Below are 14702 nucleotides of genomic sequence, written 5' to 3' on the forward strand. Positions count from 1 at the left end.
CGCTCACAGGGTGGCGGCGAGCCGCGTGCCCTGGTCGATGGCGCGCTTGGCGTCCAGCTCGGCGGCGACGTCGGCGCCGCCGATGAGGTGCGCCGTGCGGCCCGCCGCGACCAGCTCCTCGTACAGGTCCCGCTTCGGCTCCTGGCCGGAGCAGAGGACGACCGTGTCCACCGGCAGCAGCTGCGGCTCCCCGTCGACGGTCAGGTGCAGGCCCTCGTCGTCGATCCGCTCGTAGGACACGCCCGCGACCATCGTGACGCCCCGGTGCTTGAGCTCGGTCCGGTGGATCCAGCCCGTCGTCTTGCCGAGGCCGGCGCCGACCTTGGAGCTCTTGCGCTGGAGCAGGTGCACCTGGCGGGGCGGCGCGTTCCGCTCGGGCGCGCGGAGCCCGCCCCGGTTCTCGTAGGAGGTGTCGACGCCCCACTGGCGGAAGTACGTCTCGGGGTCCTGGCTCGCGCCCTCGCCGCCGTCCGTGAGGAACTCCGCGACGTCGAAGCCGATGCCGCCCGCGCCGATGACGGCCACCCGGTCGCCGACGGGCGCGCCGTCGCGCAGCACGTCGAGGTAGCTGACGACGCTCGGGTGGTCGACCCCGGCGATGGCGGGCGTGCGGGGGGAGACGCCGGTGGCGACGACGACCTCGTCGTAGCCGTCCAGGTCCCCGGCCGCGACCGGGGTGTTCAGGCGGACCTCGACCCCGCGCTCGGCGAGCTGGACGCGGAAGTAGCGCAGCGTCTCCTCGAACTCCTCCTTGCCCGGTACCCGCTTGGCGACGTTCAGCTGGCCGCCGATCTCGGCGGCGGCGTCGAAGAGGGTGACCGCGTGGCCGCGCTCGGCCGCGGACACGGCGCAGGCCAGTCCGGCCGGGCCCGCGCCGACGACCGCGACGCGCTTGGCGAGGCGGGTGGGGGAGAGGACCAGCTCGGTCTCGTGGCAGGCGCGCGGGTTGACCAGGCAGGACGTGATCTTGAGGTTGAAGGTGTGGTCCAGGCAGGCCTGGTTGCAGCCGATGCAGGTGTTGATGGTGTCGGCGCGGTCGGCGGCGGCCTTGGCGACGAAGGCGGGGTCGGCCAGGAACGGCCGGGCCAGCGACACCAGGTCGGCGCGGCCGTCGGCGAGGATCTCCTCGGCGACCTCGGGCGTGTTGATGCGGTTGCTGGTGACGAGCGGTACGGAGACCGCGCCCATCAGCTTCTTCGTCACCCAGGTGTACGCGCCGCGCGGCACGGAGGTGGCGATGGTCGGGATCCGCGCCTCGTGCCAGCCGATGCCGGTGTTGATGATGGTCGCGCCGGCGGCCTCGATCTCCTTGGCGAGCTGGACGACCTCCTCCAGGGTGGAGCCGCCGGGGACGAGGTCCAGCATGGACAGGCGGTAGACGAGGATGAAGTCCCGGCCCACCCGCTCGCGGATCCGGCGGACGATCTCCAGGGGGAACCGCACGCGGTTCTCGTAGGACCCGCCCCACCGGTCGGTCCGCTGGTTGGTGGCGGCCGCGATGAACTCGTTGATCAGGTAGCCCTCGGACCCCATCACCTCGACGCCGTCGTACCCGGCCTCCCTGGCCAGCTCGGCGCAGCGGGCGTAGTCCTCGACGGTCTGCTCGACCTCGGCGTCGGTCAGCTCGTTCGGCACGAAGGGGCTGATGGGCGCCTTGATCGCGCTGGGGCCGACCAGGCCGGGGTGGTACGCGTACCGGCCGAAGTGCAGGATCTGCATCGCGATCCTGCCCCCTTCGGCGTGCACGGCTTCGGTGATCAGCCGGTGCTCGGCGACCTCCTCGGCGGTGGTCAGCTTGGCGCCGCCGTCCCAGGGCCGCCCGGCCTCGTTGGGGGCGATGCCGCCGGTGACGATCAGCCCGGCGCCGCCCCGCGCCCGCTCCGCGTAGAACGCGGCCATGCGCTCGAAGCCGTGCTCGGTCTCCTCGAGGCCGACGTGCATCGATCCCATGATCACCCGGTTGGGCAGGGTCGTGAACCCGAGGTCGAGCGGGCTCAGCAGATGCGGGTACGGGGTCATGGGGGCGCCTCCTCGCGCAGGGTGGTCGCCCTCAGTTCTACGGGGACCCCGGGCGCTTCTGCAACTAGTTGCAGAAGATTGGCGACGTGACGTCCACTACTCGGTGACGAAGGAGTCCAGGAGGGCGCCCAGCTCCTCCGCCGTCCGGGGCTCGACGGCGTCGGGCCCCAGCAGGCCGTGCGCGCGCAGGAGGCGGGCCACGGCGGTGCCCCAGGGCCGGCGGAGCCGGGCGGCCGCGAGCAGGGCGTCGTCCGCGAGGAGGTCGGCCACCGGGCCGGTGTGGAGACCGGAGGGAGCCAGGACGGCCGCCTCGTCGGCCCAGCGCAGTGCCAGGTCGACGTCGTGCGTCGCCATCACCACCGTCGTGCCGCCCTCCCGAAGCCGCCGCAGGGCGTCGAGGAGCCGCTCCTGACCGTGGGGGTCGAGACCGGCCGTCGGCTCGTCCATGATCAGGACCCGCGGCCGCATCGCCACGGCACCCGCGATCGCGGCCCGCTTGCGCTGCCCGTACGACAGCAGGTGCGTCGGCCGGTCCGCCAGCGCCACGATGTCCAGGGCCTCCAGCGCCTCGCGCACCCGGAGCCGCACCTCCTCCTCGGGCAGCCCCAGGTTCATCGGCCCGAACGACACGTCCTGGCCGACCGAGGCGGCGAACAGCTGGTCGTCCGGGTCCTGCACCACCAGTTGCACCGTGGTCCGCAGCCGCGTCAGCCCCCGGCGGTCGTACGCCACCTCCGCGCCGTCCAGGAGCAGCGACCCGCTTCCGCACCGCAGCCCCCCGCTCAGCAGCCGCAGCAGCGTCGTCTTGCCGCTGCCGTTGCGACCGAGGAGCGCGATCGCCCGCCCCTCCGCCACCGCGAAGTCCACGCCCGACAGGACGGCGGGACCGTCCTCGTAGGCGAAGCCCGCCCCCACCAGCTCCACGACAGGCGTCGAGCCCTGGGCCGTCGCCGGGTTCTGAGACGTCACGGAAGGAACCTTTCCAGTACGAGAGTGAGGGCGACGAGCCCCCCGAGGAGCACGCCCGTCGCCGCGAGGAACCGGCGGGAGATCCCGCACACGGGCACCAGCACCCGCAGCGTCCCGTCGTACCCCCGGCCCGCGAGCCCCGACTGCAGCCGCTGCGCCCGGTCGAAGGCGCGCACGAACGTGGTCGCGCCGAGACCGGCGAGCGAACGCCAGGTCGCCGCCCGTGACGTGTGCCCCAGGCGGGCCGCCTGTGCCTGCCGGATCTTCGACAGCGAGTCCAGCAGCAGGAAGATGATCCGGTACATCACGAGCGCCACGTCCACCACCGGCGCCGGCACCCCCGCCCGGACCAGCCGGGGCAGCACGTCCGACACCGGCGTCGTGAACGCGAACAGCAGCACCCCGAGCGAGGCCGCCGCCGTCCGCGCCAGCAGCTCGCCCGCGTGCGTCGGCCCGGCGGGCGCGAGCGCCACGAGTCCGCGCGCCCCGCCCACCTCGAACAGCAACGGCACCGCACCCGTGACACAGAAGCCGAGCGGCACCCGGAACGCCCGCCACAACTGACGGCCCGGCACGCCGGCAGGCCCGAGCAGCACCACGAGCGTCACCGCCGCCACCAGCACGGCCCCCGGCCACGGCGGCAGACACACGGCGCACAACGTCAGACCGAAGCCGAGGAGCGCCTTCTCGGCGGGATGGCGGGAGCGCCAGCGACTGCTGTGCGCAGCCGCGTCGATGGGCAGCATCGGCGTCTACGCGTCCCGGTCCCCGACGTCACCGACCGGCCCCGGACCGGCGGCCGGCACACCGGAGCCCCCGGCGACCGGCCGCGTCGCGCCGGAGCCCGGACCGTCGGGACGCGGCGAACCGGAGCCGACGTCCTGGGCGCCGCCCGTCGCGGACGCGCCCGCGCCTTCCGTCGCCCGACCGCCCTGACCGGCGTCGGCCGCCACCAGAGCGGCGCCCTGCCGGCGGCCGCGCCGCAGACCGAAGTAGTACGCCAGGACTCCGGCGCCCAGCGCCGCCTGGAGGGCGAAGAGGGCGGACTCGATCTCGCCGGACGGCGGCTCGTACAGCGGGCTGAACCACGGCTCGTAGTCCGGCCGGAGCTCCGTGATGGCGGTCTCCGCCTCCGCGTCCGCCCCGGTGAACGGCTCTTCCTTGTGGTCGCCCAGACCCAGGACGAGCGGAAGCACCGCGAGCGCGACGACGACCAGCAGCAGCAGTCCGTTGATCTTCGCGTTCCGGCTGATCCTGGTGCTCATCGCGCCGTCGCCCCCTCGCGCAGTTCCTTCTCGGCCCGGGGAAGGACGCCCAGACGCGTCAGGTCACCCTTGCTCGACTGGGTGAGCAGCCGCATCACGAGCACGGTCAGCAGCCCCTCGCTCACCGCCAGCGGAATCTGCGTCACCGCGAAGATCCCGCCGAACTTGGCGAGCGCGCCCGCCACGCCGGTGGCCGGGTCGGGGAAGGCGAGGGCCAGCTGCACGCTGGTGACGCAGTACGTGGACAGGTCGGCGACGAACGCGCCGAAGAAGACGGCGACCATCAGGGGCGTGCCGAACCGGCGCAGCAGGCGGTACGTCCCGTACCCCGCCCAGGGCCCGACGATCGCCATCGAGAAGGCGTTCGCGCCGAGCGTGGTCAGTCCGCCGTGGGCGAGCAGCAGGGCCTGGAAGAGCAGGGTGATCGTGCCCAGGACCGCCATGATCGGCGGCCGGAACAGGATCGCCCCCAGACCCGTGCCCGTCGGATGGGAACAACTGCCCGTCACCGAAGGCAGCTTGAGCGCCGACAGGACGAACGTGAAGGCACCGGAGGCGCCCAGCAGCAGGGTGGACTCGGGGTTGGACCGCACCTCGCGCGTGAGCGCGCGGACCCCGTGGACGACGAACGGGGCGGCCGCGACGCCCCAGGCGACGGCGTGCGCAGGGGGCAGATACCCCTCGGCTATATGCATGGTCGGGAGACCCTCTCCAGCACCTCGTGGATGGACAACGCACCCTGGCCGGTCTCCTGGCTGACGGTCATCCGTCCGACTCCGCCTTCCCACACCGCGGCGGTCTCCCGTCGTGGTCCAGTGGCTTCCCCGAGGGCGCTTCCCGCGGGGGTGGAGCCGGACCTCCCGATCACAGTGGCGAGGGCCGCACCGGTACTGCACCGGTTTCCCGTACACCAAGGCCCTGCGACATTAGTGCGTTGACCAGGTACATCACAACACGGTCGCCACCCGGTGCGGCTCCTCCGTCACTCCGCGCACGCGGCCCCGCAGGGTCATTCCTTGCGATAGGCGTAGGCCTCCGAGGCGGCCGCCGCCACCGCGTCGAGGTCCCCGCCCGCGCTCGCCGTCACCAGCGCCGCCACCGCGCCCTCGACGAACGGCGCGTCCACCAGCCGGGAGCCCCCGGGTAGTTCGTCACCTTCGGCGAGGAGCGCCTTCACGGTGAGCACGGCGCTGCCGAGGTCGACGAGCAGCGCCACCCCGGCGCCCCGGTCCGCCTCCTTCGCCGCCTCGGCGATCAACTCGGAACTCGTCCCCAGCCCTCCGTCAGGCGTCCCGCCCGCCGGTACCACCGGCGCCAGCTTTCCACCCCCCGCCAGCCCCCGCGCCAGCTCGGTCACCGCCGCCGCCACCGCCGCACTGTGCGACACGAGCACGATCCCGACGAGGGCCGCACCGCGAGGCCCCGCACCGCCCGATCCCGCGTCCCCGGGCACCGCACCGCCCGATCCCGCGTCCCCGGACGCCGGGCCACCGGGCCCCGCACCGCCGGTGACCGCGTCGGCGTCCACGGCCGCGCTCCCGGACGCCGAAGCGCCGCCCGGCGCGCTCACGACACCCCCTCCGCGGCCGCCGTCTCGGCGAGCGCGGAGAAGAGCAGGGCCGACGACGTCGCCCCCGGGTCCCGGTGCCCGACCGACCTCTCGCCGAGGTAACTCGCCCTGCCCTTGCGCGCCCGCAGGGGTACGGTCCCGAGGGCGCCCTCGTCCGCGGCCGCGCGCGCCGCGCCGAACGAGGTCCGCAGCCCCTCCACGGCCGGGACCAGCGAGTCCAGCATCGTCTTGTCGCCGACGTGCGCGCCGCCGAGCTGCGAGACGGCGGCGACGCCCGAGTCCAGGGCCTCGGCGAGCCGTACCCGGTCGATCGTCCCGTCCTCGCCCAGGGTCTTCCCGGCGCGGCGCAACAGCGTCCCGTACAACGGCCCCGACGCGCCGCCGACCGTGGAGATGAGGTGGCGCCCGGCGGTGGTGAGCACGGCGCCGGGCGTCGCCGGCGGGTCCTTCGCCAGGGTCTCCGTCACGGCGGCGAACCCGCGCTTGAGATTGGCTCCGTGGTCGGCGTCGCCGATGGCCGAGTCCAGCTCGGTCAGCCGGTCCGCCTCGCGCTCGACGGCCCCGGCGACCGCGGCCAGCCAGCGCACGAGGAACTCCGCCCCGAACGTCTCCGTCATGCCCTCTCCCTCGTCCGCACGCGTCCCCACCCCCGCCTCACCGGCCCCAGCGCAGCGCGGGCGTCTGCACCGGCGCGTCCCACAGCCGCAGCAGCTCCTCGTCGACCTCGCACAGGGTCACCGAGCAGCCGGCCATGTCGAGCGAGGTCACGTAGTTCCCGACCAGTGTCCGCGCCACCGGCACTCCCCGCTCGCCGAGCACCCGCTGCACCTCCGCGTTGAACCCGTACAACTCCAGGAGCGGAGTGCCGCCCATGCCGTTGACCAGCGCGATCACCGGCCCCGCGGGGACCAGGTCCTCGACGACCGCGTCCACGGCGAAGTCCGCGATCTCCCGAGAGGTCATCATCGCCCGCCGCTCACGGCCCGGCTCCCCGTGGATGCCGACGCCCAACTCCAGCTCACCGGGCGGGAGGTCGAACGTCGGACTGCCCTTGGCGGGCGTCGTGCACGCGCTCAGCGCCACCCCGAACGACCGCGACCGCTCGTTCACCCTCCGGGCGATCGCCTCCACGCGCTCCAGCGGAGCCCCCTCCTCCGCCGCCGCTCCCGCGATCTTCTCCACGAACAGCGTCCCCCCGGTCCCGCGCCGCCCGGCCGTGTACAGGCTGTCCGTCACCGCCACGTCGTCGTCGACCAGCACCTTGGCGACCTGGATGCCCTCGTCCTCCGCGAGCTCCGCCGCCATCTCGAAGTTCAGCACGTCGCCGGTGTAGTTCTTCACCACGAACAGCACCCCGGCCCCGCTGTCCACGGCCGCCGCCGCCCGCACCATCTGATCCGGCACCGGCGACGTGAACACCTCCCCGGGGCACGCCGCCGCCAGCATCCCCGGCCCCACGAACCCCCCGTGCAGCGGCTCGTGCCCCGACCCGCCCCCGGACACCAACGCCACCTTCCCCGCCACCGGCGCGTCCCGCCGCACCACCAGCCGCCGCTCCACGTCCACCGTCAACTCGGGGTGCGCCGCCGCCATCCCCCGCAGCGCGTCCGCCACGACGGTCTCCGGCACGTTGATCAACATTCTCAAGGGTGTCTCCTCGCAAGGCTGAAAGATGGGCCCTGACCTGTGTTTTCGCAGGTCAGAAGCTAGGTGTGCGAAAGTCGACCTTGGCGGTCCACGGCGCTCGAGGGCGGTCTCTGTCGGCGCTGATGCCGAGTGGACGCCGACTTCGGTGACGACATGTCAGGCTCGGATCCTCATCGACTTGGGCGGGTCCCGCCGCCCCTGTGGGCAGTATCGACCTTGCGGCAGCGAAGGTCACGCAGACCTGACGGATGTGCGGCTCGCAGGTGGCCGCGCACGGGGTGCCGAGGGCCGCCGGCACAACGGGCGGTCCTAATGGTGTGCGTGATCGGGGCCTCCATGGACGACTGGGAGAACACCCGCATCACTTTCCCAGGCGCTCTCCAGGGCCCCTGGGTGATCGATGAAAAAGGCGCAGAAGCAAACCGAGCCGAGCGGCATGCGGCGCTTTCAGCAGCGGCTCCGTCTTCGAAGGTGGTGCATACCGCTGCCCATCACTCCGTCAGGTTGGTACGTGGTCGTTGAAGGGGGCGGATTTCCTGACGACGTTCGCGAGCCCGGCGAGCACGGTGCGGTGACGGATCGGGATCAGCGCGCCGAGGGCGGCGTTATGGAGGACGCCGCCGACGCCGCGCAGGAGGTGCCCGCCGATTTCGACCGGAATCTCCTTGCGCCGGGGGAGGCTTACCGCCCAACCTCGCGAGGCGCGGCGTGATCAGGTGGTGTCGTTCGGCCGGGGGGCTCCTCCCGGTCGAAGGTGAGGCTGCCGGTTCGCCGTTGCGTGTGCTGTGGTGTCGGCTGCCGCGCCGCCGGGCCCGAGGAGCCCGGTCGGCGGTAGGGGATCGTCTCCACGGGCTGCGAGGACCCACCGGAAGTAGTGCACGACGAGCGTGGGCACGAGGGCCCGGGCGGCTTGAGCGCCGCGCAGCCACGGCGGCGCGTAGACGTGGGCGGACCGGCGCTCGATGCCCCGGACCATGGCTTGCGCGTAGGTGTCGGGGTCCTGGTTGACGGAGGCCGGCCAGGGGATGCGCGCCCGCAGTTCCCCGAAGACCGCGGTCTGGTCGGCATGACGGATCAGGGAGGTGTCGGCCCAGTTCAGGTAGGCGATCCCGACATCGACACCACGGTGGCCGACCTCGGCCCGCAGGGCGTGGGCGAAGGCTTCGACCCCGGATTTGGAGGCGCAGTACGCGGTGAGGAGCGGCGTGGGCGCGAGGGAGGCGAGGGAAGCGACCTGCAGGTAGTAACCACGGGTGGCCAGGAGGTCGGGCAGGAAGCAGCGGGCGGTGAGGGCGCTGCCGACGATGTTGACCTCGATCACCCGGCGCCAGTCCTGGGGATCGCAGTCCAGGAGGGTCCCGCCGATGGCGACGCCGGCGTTCGCCACGACCACCGACGGCGTGCCCAGCGTGTCCCGGACGGCTTCGGCCGCGGCGGCGAGGGCGTTCGCGTCGGTCACGTCGACGGTCCAGGCGACGGCGGGGCCGGGGAGGCTCGCTGCCAGTCGGCGCAGCCGCTCCCCTTCCAGTCCGAGCAGGGCCATCGTGGCGCCGCGCCGGGACAGCGCGTAGGCGGTGCTCGCGCCGATTCCCCGTGCGGCCCCGGTCACCACCGCGAGGCGGCCTTCCAGCGGGGGGCGTGCGTTGTCGGGCCGCTGCCGAGAGCGGGTCCTCATGACCAGCGCCTGCCCGGGCGGAGCGGTTCCATACACGGCGCCCGCCGCGCGGCCTTGCACGCCTCGCGCAAGGGCGAGGCGCCGACCCCGTATCGGCATGGGGGGATGTGGCGGCACGCACGGGGTCCGGTCCGGCTCGGCGTCCAGGTGACGGACTGCGGTCCGGCGGGGGGCCGGTACTCCAGCTGCAGATCGCGACCTTCGTGGTGCGCGGGCTGCCGGGCGGCAGCGGCTGCGTGAGCAGGCCGATGCCTGGGAGGAGCAGCTGCGCGAGGACGCCGAGGAACTGCCACGTGCGCTGCCACGTCAGGTACTGGACGCCGCCGTGGCGACCGTTCGGGAGCTGGGCCGGAACCAGCCGGAGACCCTCGTCCACGGCGACCTCCATGCCCGGAACATCTTGCGCGCCTGCCGAGAACCGTGGCTGGCTGTCGACCCCAAGGGGTACGTGGGAAATCCCGCCTACGACGGCGGCACACTGCTGAAGTCCCGCGCGCTGACGCTCCTCGAAGCGGATGACCTGTGCAAGGCTGCCCACCGCGTCTTGGACGTCTTCGCCGAGGCCGCGGAACTCGACCGTGAACGCGTCCGACGGTGGGCCCAGTTCCATGCCGTCCAGGCCGCGTTCTGGGGCCGCCGCCACGGATTTCGTGTCGCCCGCAGTGGTCCACGACTGGACTGGCTCACCGAATTCGCCGACCGCCTGGCGGAGTTGCTCACCGAACGCTCGTAGTTCGTGAGGGTGCCGCCGCGCGGCGCCAGGTCGGGGCGAGCGCGCGCCCCATGCCGTGGGTGACGCCGGTGATCAACGTGGTGGGGTGGGTCATGGCGACCACGGTGGCCCGGACGGCGGCCCCCGGGCAGTGTGTGGCGCACCCGGGGGCGGCACCACCAGGCTCCGTGAGGAGTGGGGCCGGGCGAGCCGGCCGGCCCCACTCCTCCGCTCAGCGCAGGTCGAACCGGTCGAGGTTCATCACCTTGTCCCACGCGGCCACGAAGTCACGCGCGAACTTCTCTCCCGCGTCGGCCGACGCGTACACCTCCGCGAGCGCGCGCAGCTGCGAGTGCGAACCGAAGACGAGGTCGACGGGGGTGGCGGTCCACCGGACCTCCCCCGTCGCGCGGTCGTGTCCTTCGAAGACGTTCTCGTCGGACGTCGACGCCTTCCACTCCGTGCGCATGTCGAGGAGCTGGACGAAGAAGTCGTTGGTCAGCGACTCCGTCCGGTCGGTGAAGACCCCGTGCCGCGACCGCCCGAACCCGGTGTCCAGCACCCGCATGCCCCCGACGAGCACCGTCATCTCCGGCGCCGTCAGTGTCAGCAGGTTGGCGCGGTCGAGGAGGAGGGTCTCCGGCGACAGCTTCTCCCCGGCCCTGAGGTAGTTGCGGAACCCGTCCGCCCGGGGTTCGAGCACCGCGAACGCCTCCACGTCCGTCTGCTCCTGCGAGGCGTCCGTGCGGCCCGGCGCGAACGGCACCGTGATGTCGTACCCCGCGTTCTTCGCGGCCCGCTCGACGGCCGCGCACCCGCCGAGCACGATGAGGTCCGCGAGCGAGATCCTCGCCCCGCCCGCCCCTTCGAAGTCCGCGCGGATCCCTTCGAGGGTCTCGACCGTCCGCGTCACCTCCGGCAGGTCGTTGACCTCCCAGTCCTTCTGCGGGGCGAGCCGGATCCGCGCCCCGTTCGCGCCGCCGCGCTTGTCGGTGCCGCGGAAGCTCGCCGCCGACGCCCAGGCCGTGGTGACCAGCTGGGAGAGCGACAGTCCGGAGTCGAGGACGCGCGCCTTGAGGGCGGTGACGTCCGCCTCCCCGACCAGCGGGTGGTCGACGGCGGGGACGGGGTCCTGCCAGAGCTGCGGCTCGGGGATCCACGGGCCGAGGTAGCGCGAGAGGGGACCCATGTCGCGGTGCAGCAGCTTGTACCAGGCCTTGGCGAACGCGTCCGCCAGCTCGTCCGGGTTCTCGTGGAAGCGCTTCGCGATCGGCGCGTAGACCGGGTCGAGACGCAGCGAGAGGTCCGTCGTGAGCATCATCGGCGCATGCCGCTTCGACGGGTCGTGCGCGTCGGGAACGGTGTCCTTCGCCGCCGCGTCCTTGGGGGTCCATTGGTGGGCTCCGGCAGGGCTGGTCGTCAGCTCCCACTCGTACCGGAACAGGTTCTCCAGGTAGCCGTTGTCCCACTTCGTCGGCTCGTTGGTCCAGGCGCCCTCGAGCCCGCTGGTGAGGGTGTCGGCGCCCTTGCCGCTGCCGTACGCGTTCTTCCAGCCGAGGGCCTGCTGTTCGACGGGGGCGGCCTCGGGCTCGGGGCCGATGTACTCCGGGTCGACCGCGCCGTGACACTTGCCGAAGGTGTGGCCGCCGATGATGAGGGCGGCGGTCTCCTCGTCGTTCATCGCCATGCGTCCGAACGTCTCCCGGATGTCCCGGGCGGCGGCGAGCGGGTCCGGGTTGCCGTTGGGGCCCTCCGGATTGACGTAGATCAGGCCCATCTGCACGGCCCCGAACGGGCCGGTGAGCTCCCTGTCACCGCTGTAGCGCTCGTCCCCGAGCCAGGTGTCCTCCGGGCCCCAGAAGATCTCCTCCGGCTCCCAGACGTCGGGGCGCCCGAAGCCGAACCCGAAGGTCTTGAACCCCATGGACTCCATGGCGCAGTTGCCCGCGAAGACCAGCAGATCGGCCCAGGAGATCTTCCGTCCGTACTTCTGCTTGACCGGCCACAGCAGCCGGCGCGCCTTGTCGAGGCTCGCGTTGTCCGGCCAGCTGTTGAGCGGGGCGAACCGCTGGGCGCCCTGACCGCCGCCGCCCCGGCCGTCCGCGATGCGGTACGTCCCCGCGGCGTGCCAGCTCATCCGGATGAAGAGCGGCCCGTAGTGGCCGTAGTCGGCCGGCCACCACTCCTGGGAGTTCGTCATCACCTCGAAGACGTCCCGCTTCAGTGCGTCGACGTCGAGGCCGGCGAACTCCTTCGCGTAGTCGAAATCCCCGCCCATCGGATCGGACAGGGGCGAATGCTGATGCAGGACCTGCAGGTCCAGCTGGTTCGGCCACCAGTCCATGTTGGCCTTGGGCCGGGTCTCGGTGGGGGTGGGTGCGGGAATCGCCGGGTTCTCGCTCTCGCTGCCGGGCACGTGGATCCTTCTTCCGCTCATCGTGACGGTTTCGGCGTCCGTCATGCTCGCGTACGGCGGACCGTGCAGCCGTGAGAACACGCAGGGCACCGCAAACCTCGGGAAATGATCAGAAGGAAGGACTTTCGGGGCGGCGGGCCAGGAGGTTGTGCTTCCACCTCAAGCCCGGCAGCTACGCCCCCCCCGCTCTCATCGAGGCCCTCAAGCAGCCCAAGGCGTTCCCTCGCGGGGAGCGGGTGGTCGCCGATGTCGCCGACGCCACCGAACAGGGCATCCACCGCGTCAACGACAACCCCCGCCTGCCCTGGTCCTTCCTCATTCCCACAGGCCTCGCCCTCCACCCGCCAACCCCACGGAGTCAACGAAAGATCAGTGGTCGCCGAGTGCTTGGCGAAGGGTCTGACGGCAGTCGATGACGGCGTCGACGCCGACGATGCCCAGGGTGCGCATCACCGCTTCGGTCGGGGCGGCCAGGCGTAGCCACCCGCCGGCCTCGCTGAGAGTTCGGTGCACGGCGATGAAGATGTTGATGCCGCTGGAGTCCATGAAGGTCACCTGCCGCATGTCGACCACGACACGGGGAAGGGGCACGCCGGACGTGTCCAGGGCCTGGCGGAGGGTGTCGCCGGTGTGGTGGCCGATCTCCCCGCTCAAGGCCACGACGCGGATGCCGTCGGTGGCGGTGACCGTGACCGACAGATTGACCGACCGCGCAGCTTGTTCGGCTTCCGTCATCGGATTCTCAACCATGCCGGTGATCCTGGCACACTCGGACCTCGGCCCGGAACGACGCCCTGGTGTGCCGGAGTTAATGGAGGGGCGCGAGGCGTTTCCCGTGTTTTCGGGGGTACGCGTGCGGGGTTGACGGGGGAACGAAGGGCGGCCGCGATGGGATCAGTGCCTGTGGGACAAGACGGCACCGTGCCGTACGAGCGTGCCCTGCACACTACGGTGGCCTTGGAGGGGGACGGCACGGACATCGCCCAGGCCCGCCATCTGGCTGCCGGTTTCCTCACCCGTGTGCAGGCGGAGCACGGCCTGCCCGTCTCGCAACGCGCCACGGACCTGACCCGGTTGGTGGTCAGCGAGCTGGTCACGAACGCCCGCAAGTACGCTCCCGGGCCGGTGCTGCTGGACCTGCGCGTCATCGGCGACCTGGTCGAGGTGGCCGTGTGGGACTCCGATCCGGTGCTGCCCATCGCGCGGGCTGCGGACGCGGGCCGGGTGGGGCAGCACGGTCTGGAGATCGTGATGGCCGTGGCCCAGGGCTTCGAGGTACGGCGAGAGCCGGTCGGGAAGCGCATTACCGCCCGCCTTGCCCTCGTCGACGACCCGGGTGGCGCCGTCTCCGACCGTCCGCCCTGGTAGGAGGACCGTACGGGCCCTCGCCTGGCGTGTCGCCACCCGGCCCGGCCGGCCTCCTGGTCGGCCTGCTCCATTCGCACCAACCGCGATGGCGGCCGGCCATCTCCTCGGCAACGGTGAACAGGTGCCCGGTCGCCTCGCCCGGGCTTCATCCGCCTGGGCCAAGGGAGCCGGTCATGTCGACACGCAACACGATGCTGCGCAGCCTGCACGATGTGGGGTTGGCCGCCTGGTTCGGCGGCTCTCTCATGGGTGCGGTCGGTCTGAACGGCGCCGCCCGTGACGAGGGAGGCACCTGGGCCACCTCCGCGAGGATCGCCAGCTCCGGCTGGGCGAAGTGGACCCCCCTCAACGCCGCAGCGATCGCCACGCACCTGTTCGGCTCCGGCGGCCTGCTCGCCGTCAACGCCCCGCGGGTCGCCGCCCAGCAGGGAGTCGCCGCCTCCACCCTCACCAAGACCGCCCTGACCGGCGCCGCCCTCGCGGCCACCGCCTACAGCCGCGTGCTGGGCAAGAAGGTCGAGCTGGCGGCCTCTTCCGACCCGCAGGACGCCGAGAAGGCGGCCAAGCACCCCATCGACACCGACAAGGCCCAGCGGCACCTGGCCTACATGCAGTGGGTCGTGCCTGCACTGACCGGCGGCCTGGTCATCCTCAACGCCCTGCACGGCGAACAGCAGCGCCCCGTCGAACAGGCCCACGGCATGTGGCAGCGCGCTCGCTCCCTCACCCCCCACATGGCCATGCCCTCCGCCCCCGACTGGCATCTGACTCACTGACGCGCCGCCCGCCGCCGAAATGCCGATCCGAGGCACTGCGGCAGGGCCCCGCCACCCCGCGCTCGCGGCCCGCACACCGCTACGGATTCGGTGGAGCACCCCTTTCACCACCTGCCGGTGGTCGCGTCACCGGCCGCGGCGCCCGTTGCTCACCCGTAGCAGGGGCTCCAGCCGCTTCCCCTGGGTGTTGGTCGGACCACCCCTGTAGTCCATGCCACTGCCGGCGGCCCGCCTGCCCACCGGGGTGCCGCCCGGTGCGGCCATGCCGGGCCCGGAGGGCGCCGC

The 14702-nt window shown here is 72.5% G+C and carries 14 protein-coding genes, 1 pseudogene and 1 riboswitch; of the genes and pseudogenes, 4 read left to right on the forward strand and 11 right to left on the reverse strand.

Annotated features, from left to right (window positions below; translation table 11 throughout):
* Window positions 1-3: 3 nt before the first annotated feature.
* From AC067A_RS30765 to dhaK, 8 genes are all read right to left on the reverse strand, one after another.
* Window positions 4-2019 carry an oxidoreductase gene (locus tag AC067A_RS30765; RefSeq protein WP_479246001.1) on the reverse strand — a complete coding sequence of 672 codons (2016 nt, stop codon included), beginning with the start codon at window positions 2017-2019 and terminating at the stop codon, window positions 4-6.
* A 96-nt stretch (window positions 2020-2115) separates the two neighbouring features.
* The gene (locus AC067A_RS30770; RefSeq protein WP_479246002.1) at window positions 2116-2988 is read right to left on the reverse strand and encodes an ATP-binding cassette domain-containing protein; all 873 of its coding nucleotides are present in this window, start codon (window positions 2986-2988) and stop codon (window positions 2116-2118) included.
* A complete protein-coding gene (gene cbiQ / locus AC067A_RS30775; protein WP_479246004.1) occupies window positions 2985-3734 on the reverse strand; it encodes a cobalt ECF transporter T component CbiQ in 750 nt (249 codons plus the stop codon). Before cbiQ ends, AC067A_RS30770 begins: the two co-directional genes overlap by 4 nt.
* 6 nt (window positions 3735-3740) lie before the next feature.
* Window positions 3741-4241: an energy-coupling factor ABC transporter substrate-binding protein gene (locus tag AC067A_RS30780; RefSeq protein WP_479246092.1), complete on the reverse strand. Its 501-nt coding sequence runs from the start codon at window positions 4239-4241 to the stop codon at window positions 3741-3743.
* Window positions 4242-4249: 8 nt separating this feature from the next.
* On the reverse strand, window positions 4250-4948 hold the full coding sequence (locus tag AC067A_RS30785) for an energy-coupling factor ABC transporter permease (RefSeq protein WP_479246006.1): 699 nt from the start codon (window positions 4946-4948) through the stop codon (window positions 4250-4252).
* 29 nt (window positions 4949-4977) lie between these two features.
* Window positions 4978-5210, reverse strand: a riboswitch (cobalamin riboswitch).
* Window positions 5211-5262: 52 nt separating this feature from the next.
* Window positions 5263-5706: a PTS-dependent dihydroxyacetone kinase phosphotransferase subunit DhaM gene (locus tag AC067A_RS30790; protein WP_479246093.1), complete on the reverse strand. Its 444-nt coding sequence runs from the start codon at window positions 5704-5706 to the stop codon at window positions 5263-5265.
* Between the two features lie 113 nt (window positions 5707-5819).
* On the reverse strand, window positions 5820-6440 hold the full coding sequence (gene dhaL, locus AC067A_RS30795) for a dihydroxyacetone kinase subunit DhaL (RefSeq protein WP_479246007.1): 621 nt from the start codon (window positions 6438-6440) through the stop codon (window positions 5820-5822).
* Window positions 6441-6477: 37 nt separating this feature from the next.
* Window positions 6478-7470 carry a dihydroxyacetone kinase subunit DhaK gene (gene dhaK / locus AC067A_RS30800; protein ID WP_479246009.1) on the reverse strand — a complete coding sequence of 331 codons (993 nt, stop codon included), beginning with the start codon at window positions 7468-7470 and terminating at the stop codon, window positions 6478-6480.
* A 400-nt stretch (window positions 7471-7870) separates the two neighbouring features.
* Between dhaK and AC067A_RS30805 the strand changes: the two genes are divergently transcribed.
* Entirely contained in the window at window positions 7871-8182 is a 312-nt protein-coding gene (locus tag AC067A_RS30805; protein ID WP_479246011.1) for a hypothetical protein, read from the forward strand.
* Here the strand turns inward: AC067A_RS30805 and AC067A_RS30810 are convergent, their stop codons facing one another.
* Window positions 8183-9145, reverse strand: coding sequence for an SDR family oxidoreductase (locus tag AC067A_RS30810; protein ID WP_479246013.1), 963 nt, complete (start codon window positions 9143-9145; stop codon window positions 8183-8185).
* Window positions 9146-9305: 160 nt separating this feature from the next.
* Between AC067A_RS30810 and AC067A_RS30815 the strand changes: the two are divergent.
* Window positions 9306-9878: pseudogene (locus AC067A_RS30815) on the forward strand (aminoglycoside phosphotransferase family protein); the annotation flags it as partial.
* Window positions 9879-10089: 211 nt separating this feature from the next.
* Here the strand turns inward: AC067A_RS30815 and katG are convergent.
* Window positions 10090-12294: a catalase/peroxidase HPI gene (gene katG, locus AC067A_RS30820; protein WP_479246015.1), complete on the reverse strand. Its 2205-nt coding sequence runs from the start codon at window positions 12292-12294 to the stop codon at window positions 10090-10092.
* Between the two features lie 348 nt (window positions 12295-12642).
* Complete coding sequence (locus AC067A_RS30825) at window positions 12643-13023, reverse strand: STAS domain-containing protein (RefSeq protein WP_479246016.1); 381 nt, start codon at window positions 13021-13023, stop codon at window positions 12643-12645.
* A gap of 138 nt (window positions 13024-13161) precedes the next feature.
* Here AC067A_RS30825 and AC067A_RS30830 point away from each other — a divergent pair, with 138 nt between their 5' ends.
* Together AC067A_RS30830 and AC067A_RS30835 are read left to right on the forward strand one after the other, a co-directional pair.
* The gene (locus AC067A_RS30830) at window positions 13162-13641 is read left to right on the forward strand and encodes an ATP-binding protein (RefSeq protein WP_479246018.1); all 480 of its coding nucleotides are present in this window, start codon (window positions 13162-13164) and stop codon (window positions 13639-13641) included.
* 173 nt (window positions 13642-13814) lie between these two features.
* Window positions 13815-14417 (forward strand): hypothetical protein, encoded by a 603-nt coding sequence (locus tag AC067A_RS30835; RefSeq protein WP_479246020.1) that lies wholly within the window; start codon window positions 13815-13817, stop codon window positions 14415-14417.
* The last annotated feature ends 285 nt before the right edge of the window (window positions 14418-14702 follow it).

This window comes from Streptomyces sp. NPDC043176, from assembly GCF_056436715.1.

Coding starts and splice junctions, on each gene's coding strand:
- AC067A_RS30765 (WP_479246001.1), bottom strand. CDS start 2,019: ATGACCCCGTACCCGCATCTGCTGAGCCCGCTCGACCTCGGGTTCACG.
- cbiQ (WP_479246004.1), bottom strand. CDS start 3,734: ATGCTGCCCATCGACGCGGCTGCGCACAGCAGTCGCTGGCGCTCCCGC.
- AC067A_RS30785 (WP_479246006.1), bottom strand. CDS start 4,948: ATGCATATAGCCGAGGGGTATCTGCCCCCTGCGCACGCCGTCGCCTGG.
- dhaL (WP_479246007.1), bottom strand. CDS start 6,440: ATGACGGAGACGTTCGGGGCGGAGTTCCTCGTGCGCTGGCTGGCCGCG.
- AC067A_RS30805 (WP_479246011.1), top strand. CDS start 7,871: ATGAAAAAGGCGCAGAAGCAAACCGAGCCGAGCGGCATGCGGCGCTTT.
- AC067A_RS30810 (WP_479246013.1), bottom strand. CDS start 9,145: ATGAGGACCCGCTCTCGGCAGCGGCCCGACAACGCACGCCCCCCGCTG.
- katG (WP_479246015.1), bottom strand. CDS start 12,294: ATGAGCGGAAGAAGGATCCACGTGCCCGGCAGCGAGAGCGAGAACCCG.
- AC067A_RS30825 (WP_479246016.1), bottom strand. CDS start 13,023: ATGGTTGAGAATCCGATGACGGAAGCCGAACAAGCTGCGCGGTCGGTC.
- AC067A_RS30830 (WP_479246018.1), top strand. CDS start 13,162: ATGGGATCAGTGCCTGTGGGACAAGACGGCACCGTGCCGTACGAGCGT.
- AC067A_RS30835 (WP_479246020.1), top strand. CDS start 13,815: ATGTCGACACGCAACACGATGCTGCGCAGCCTGCACGATGTGGGGTTG.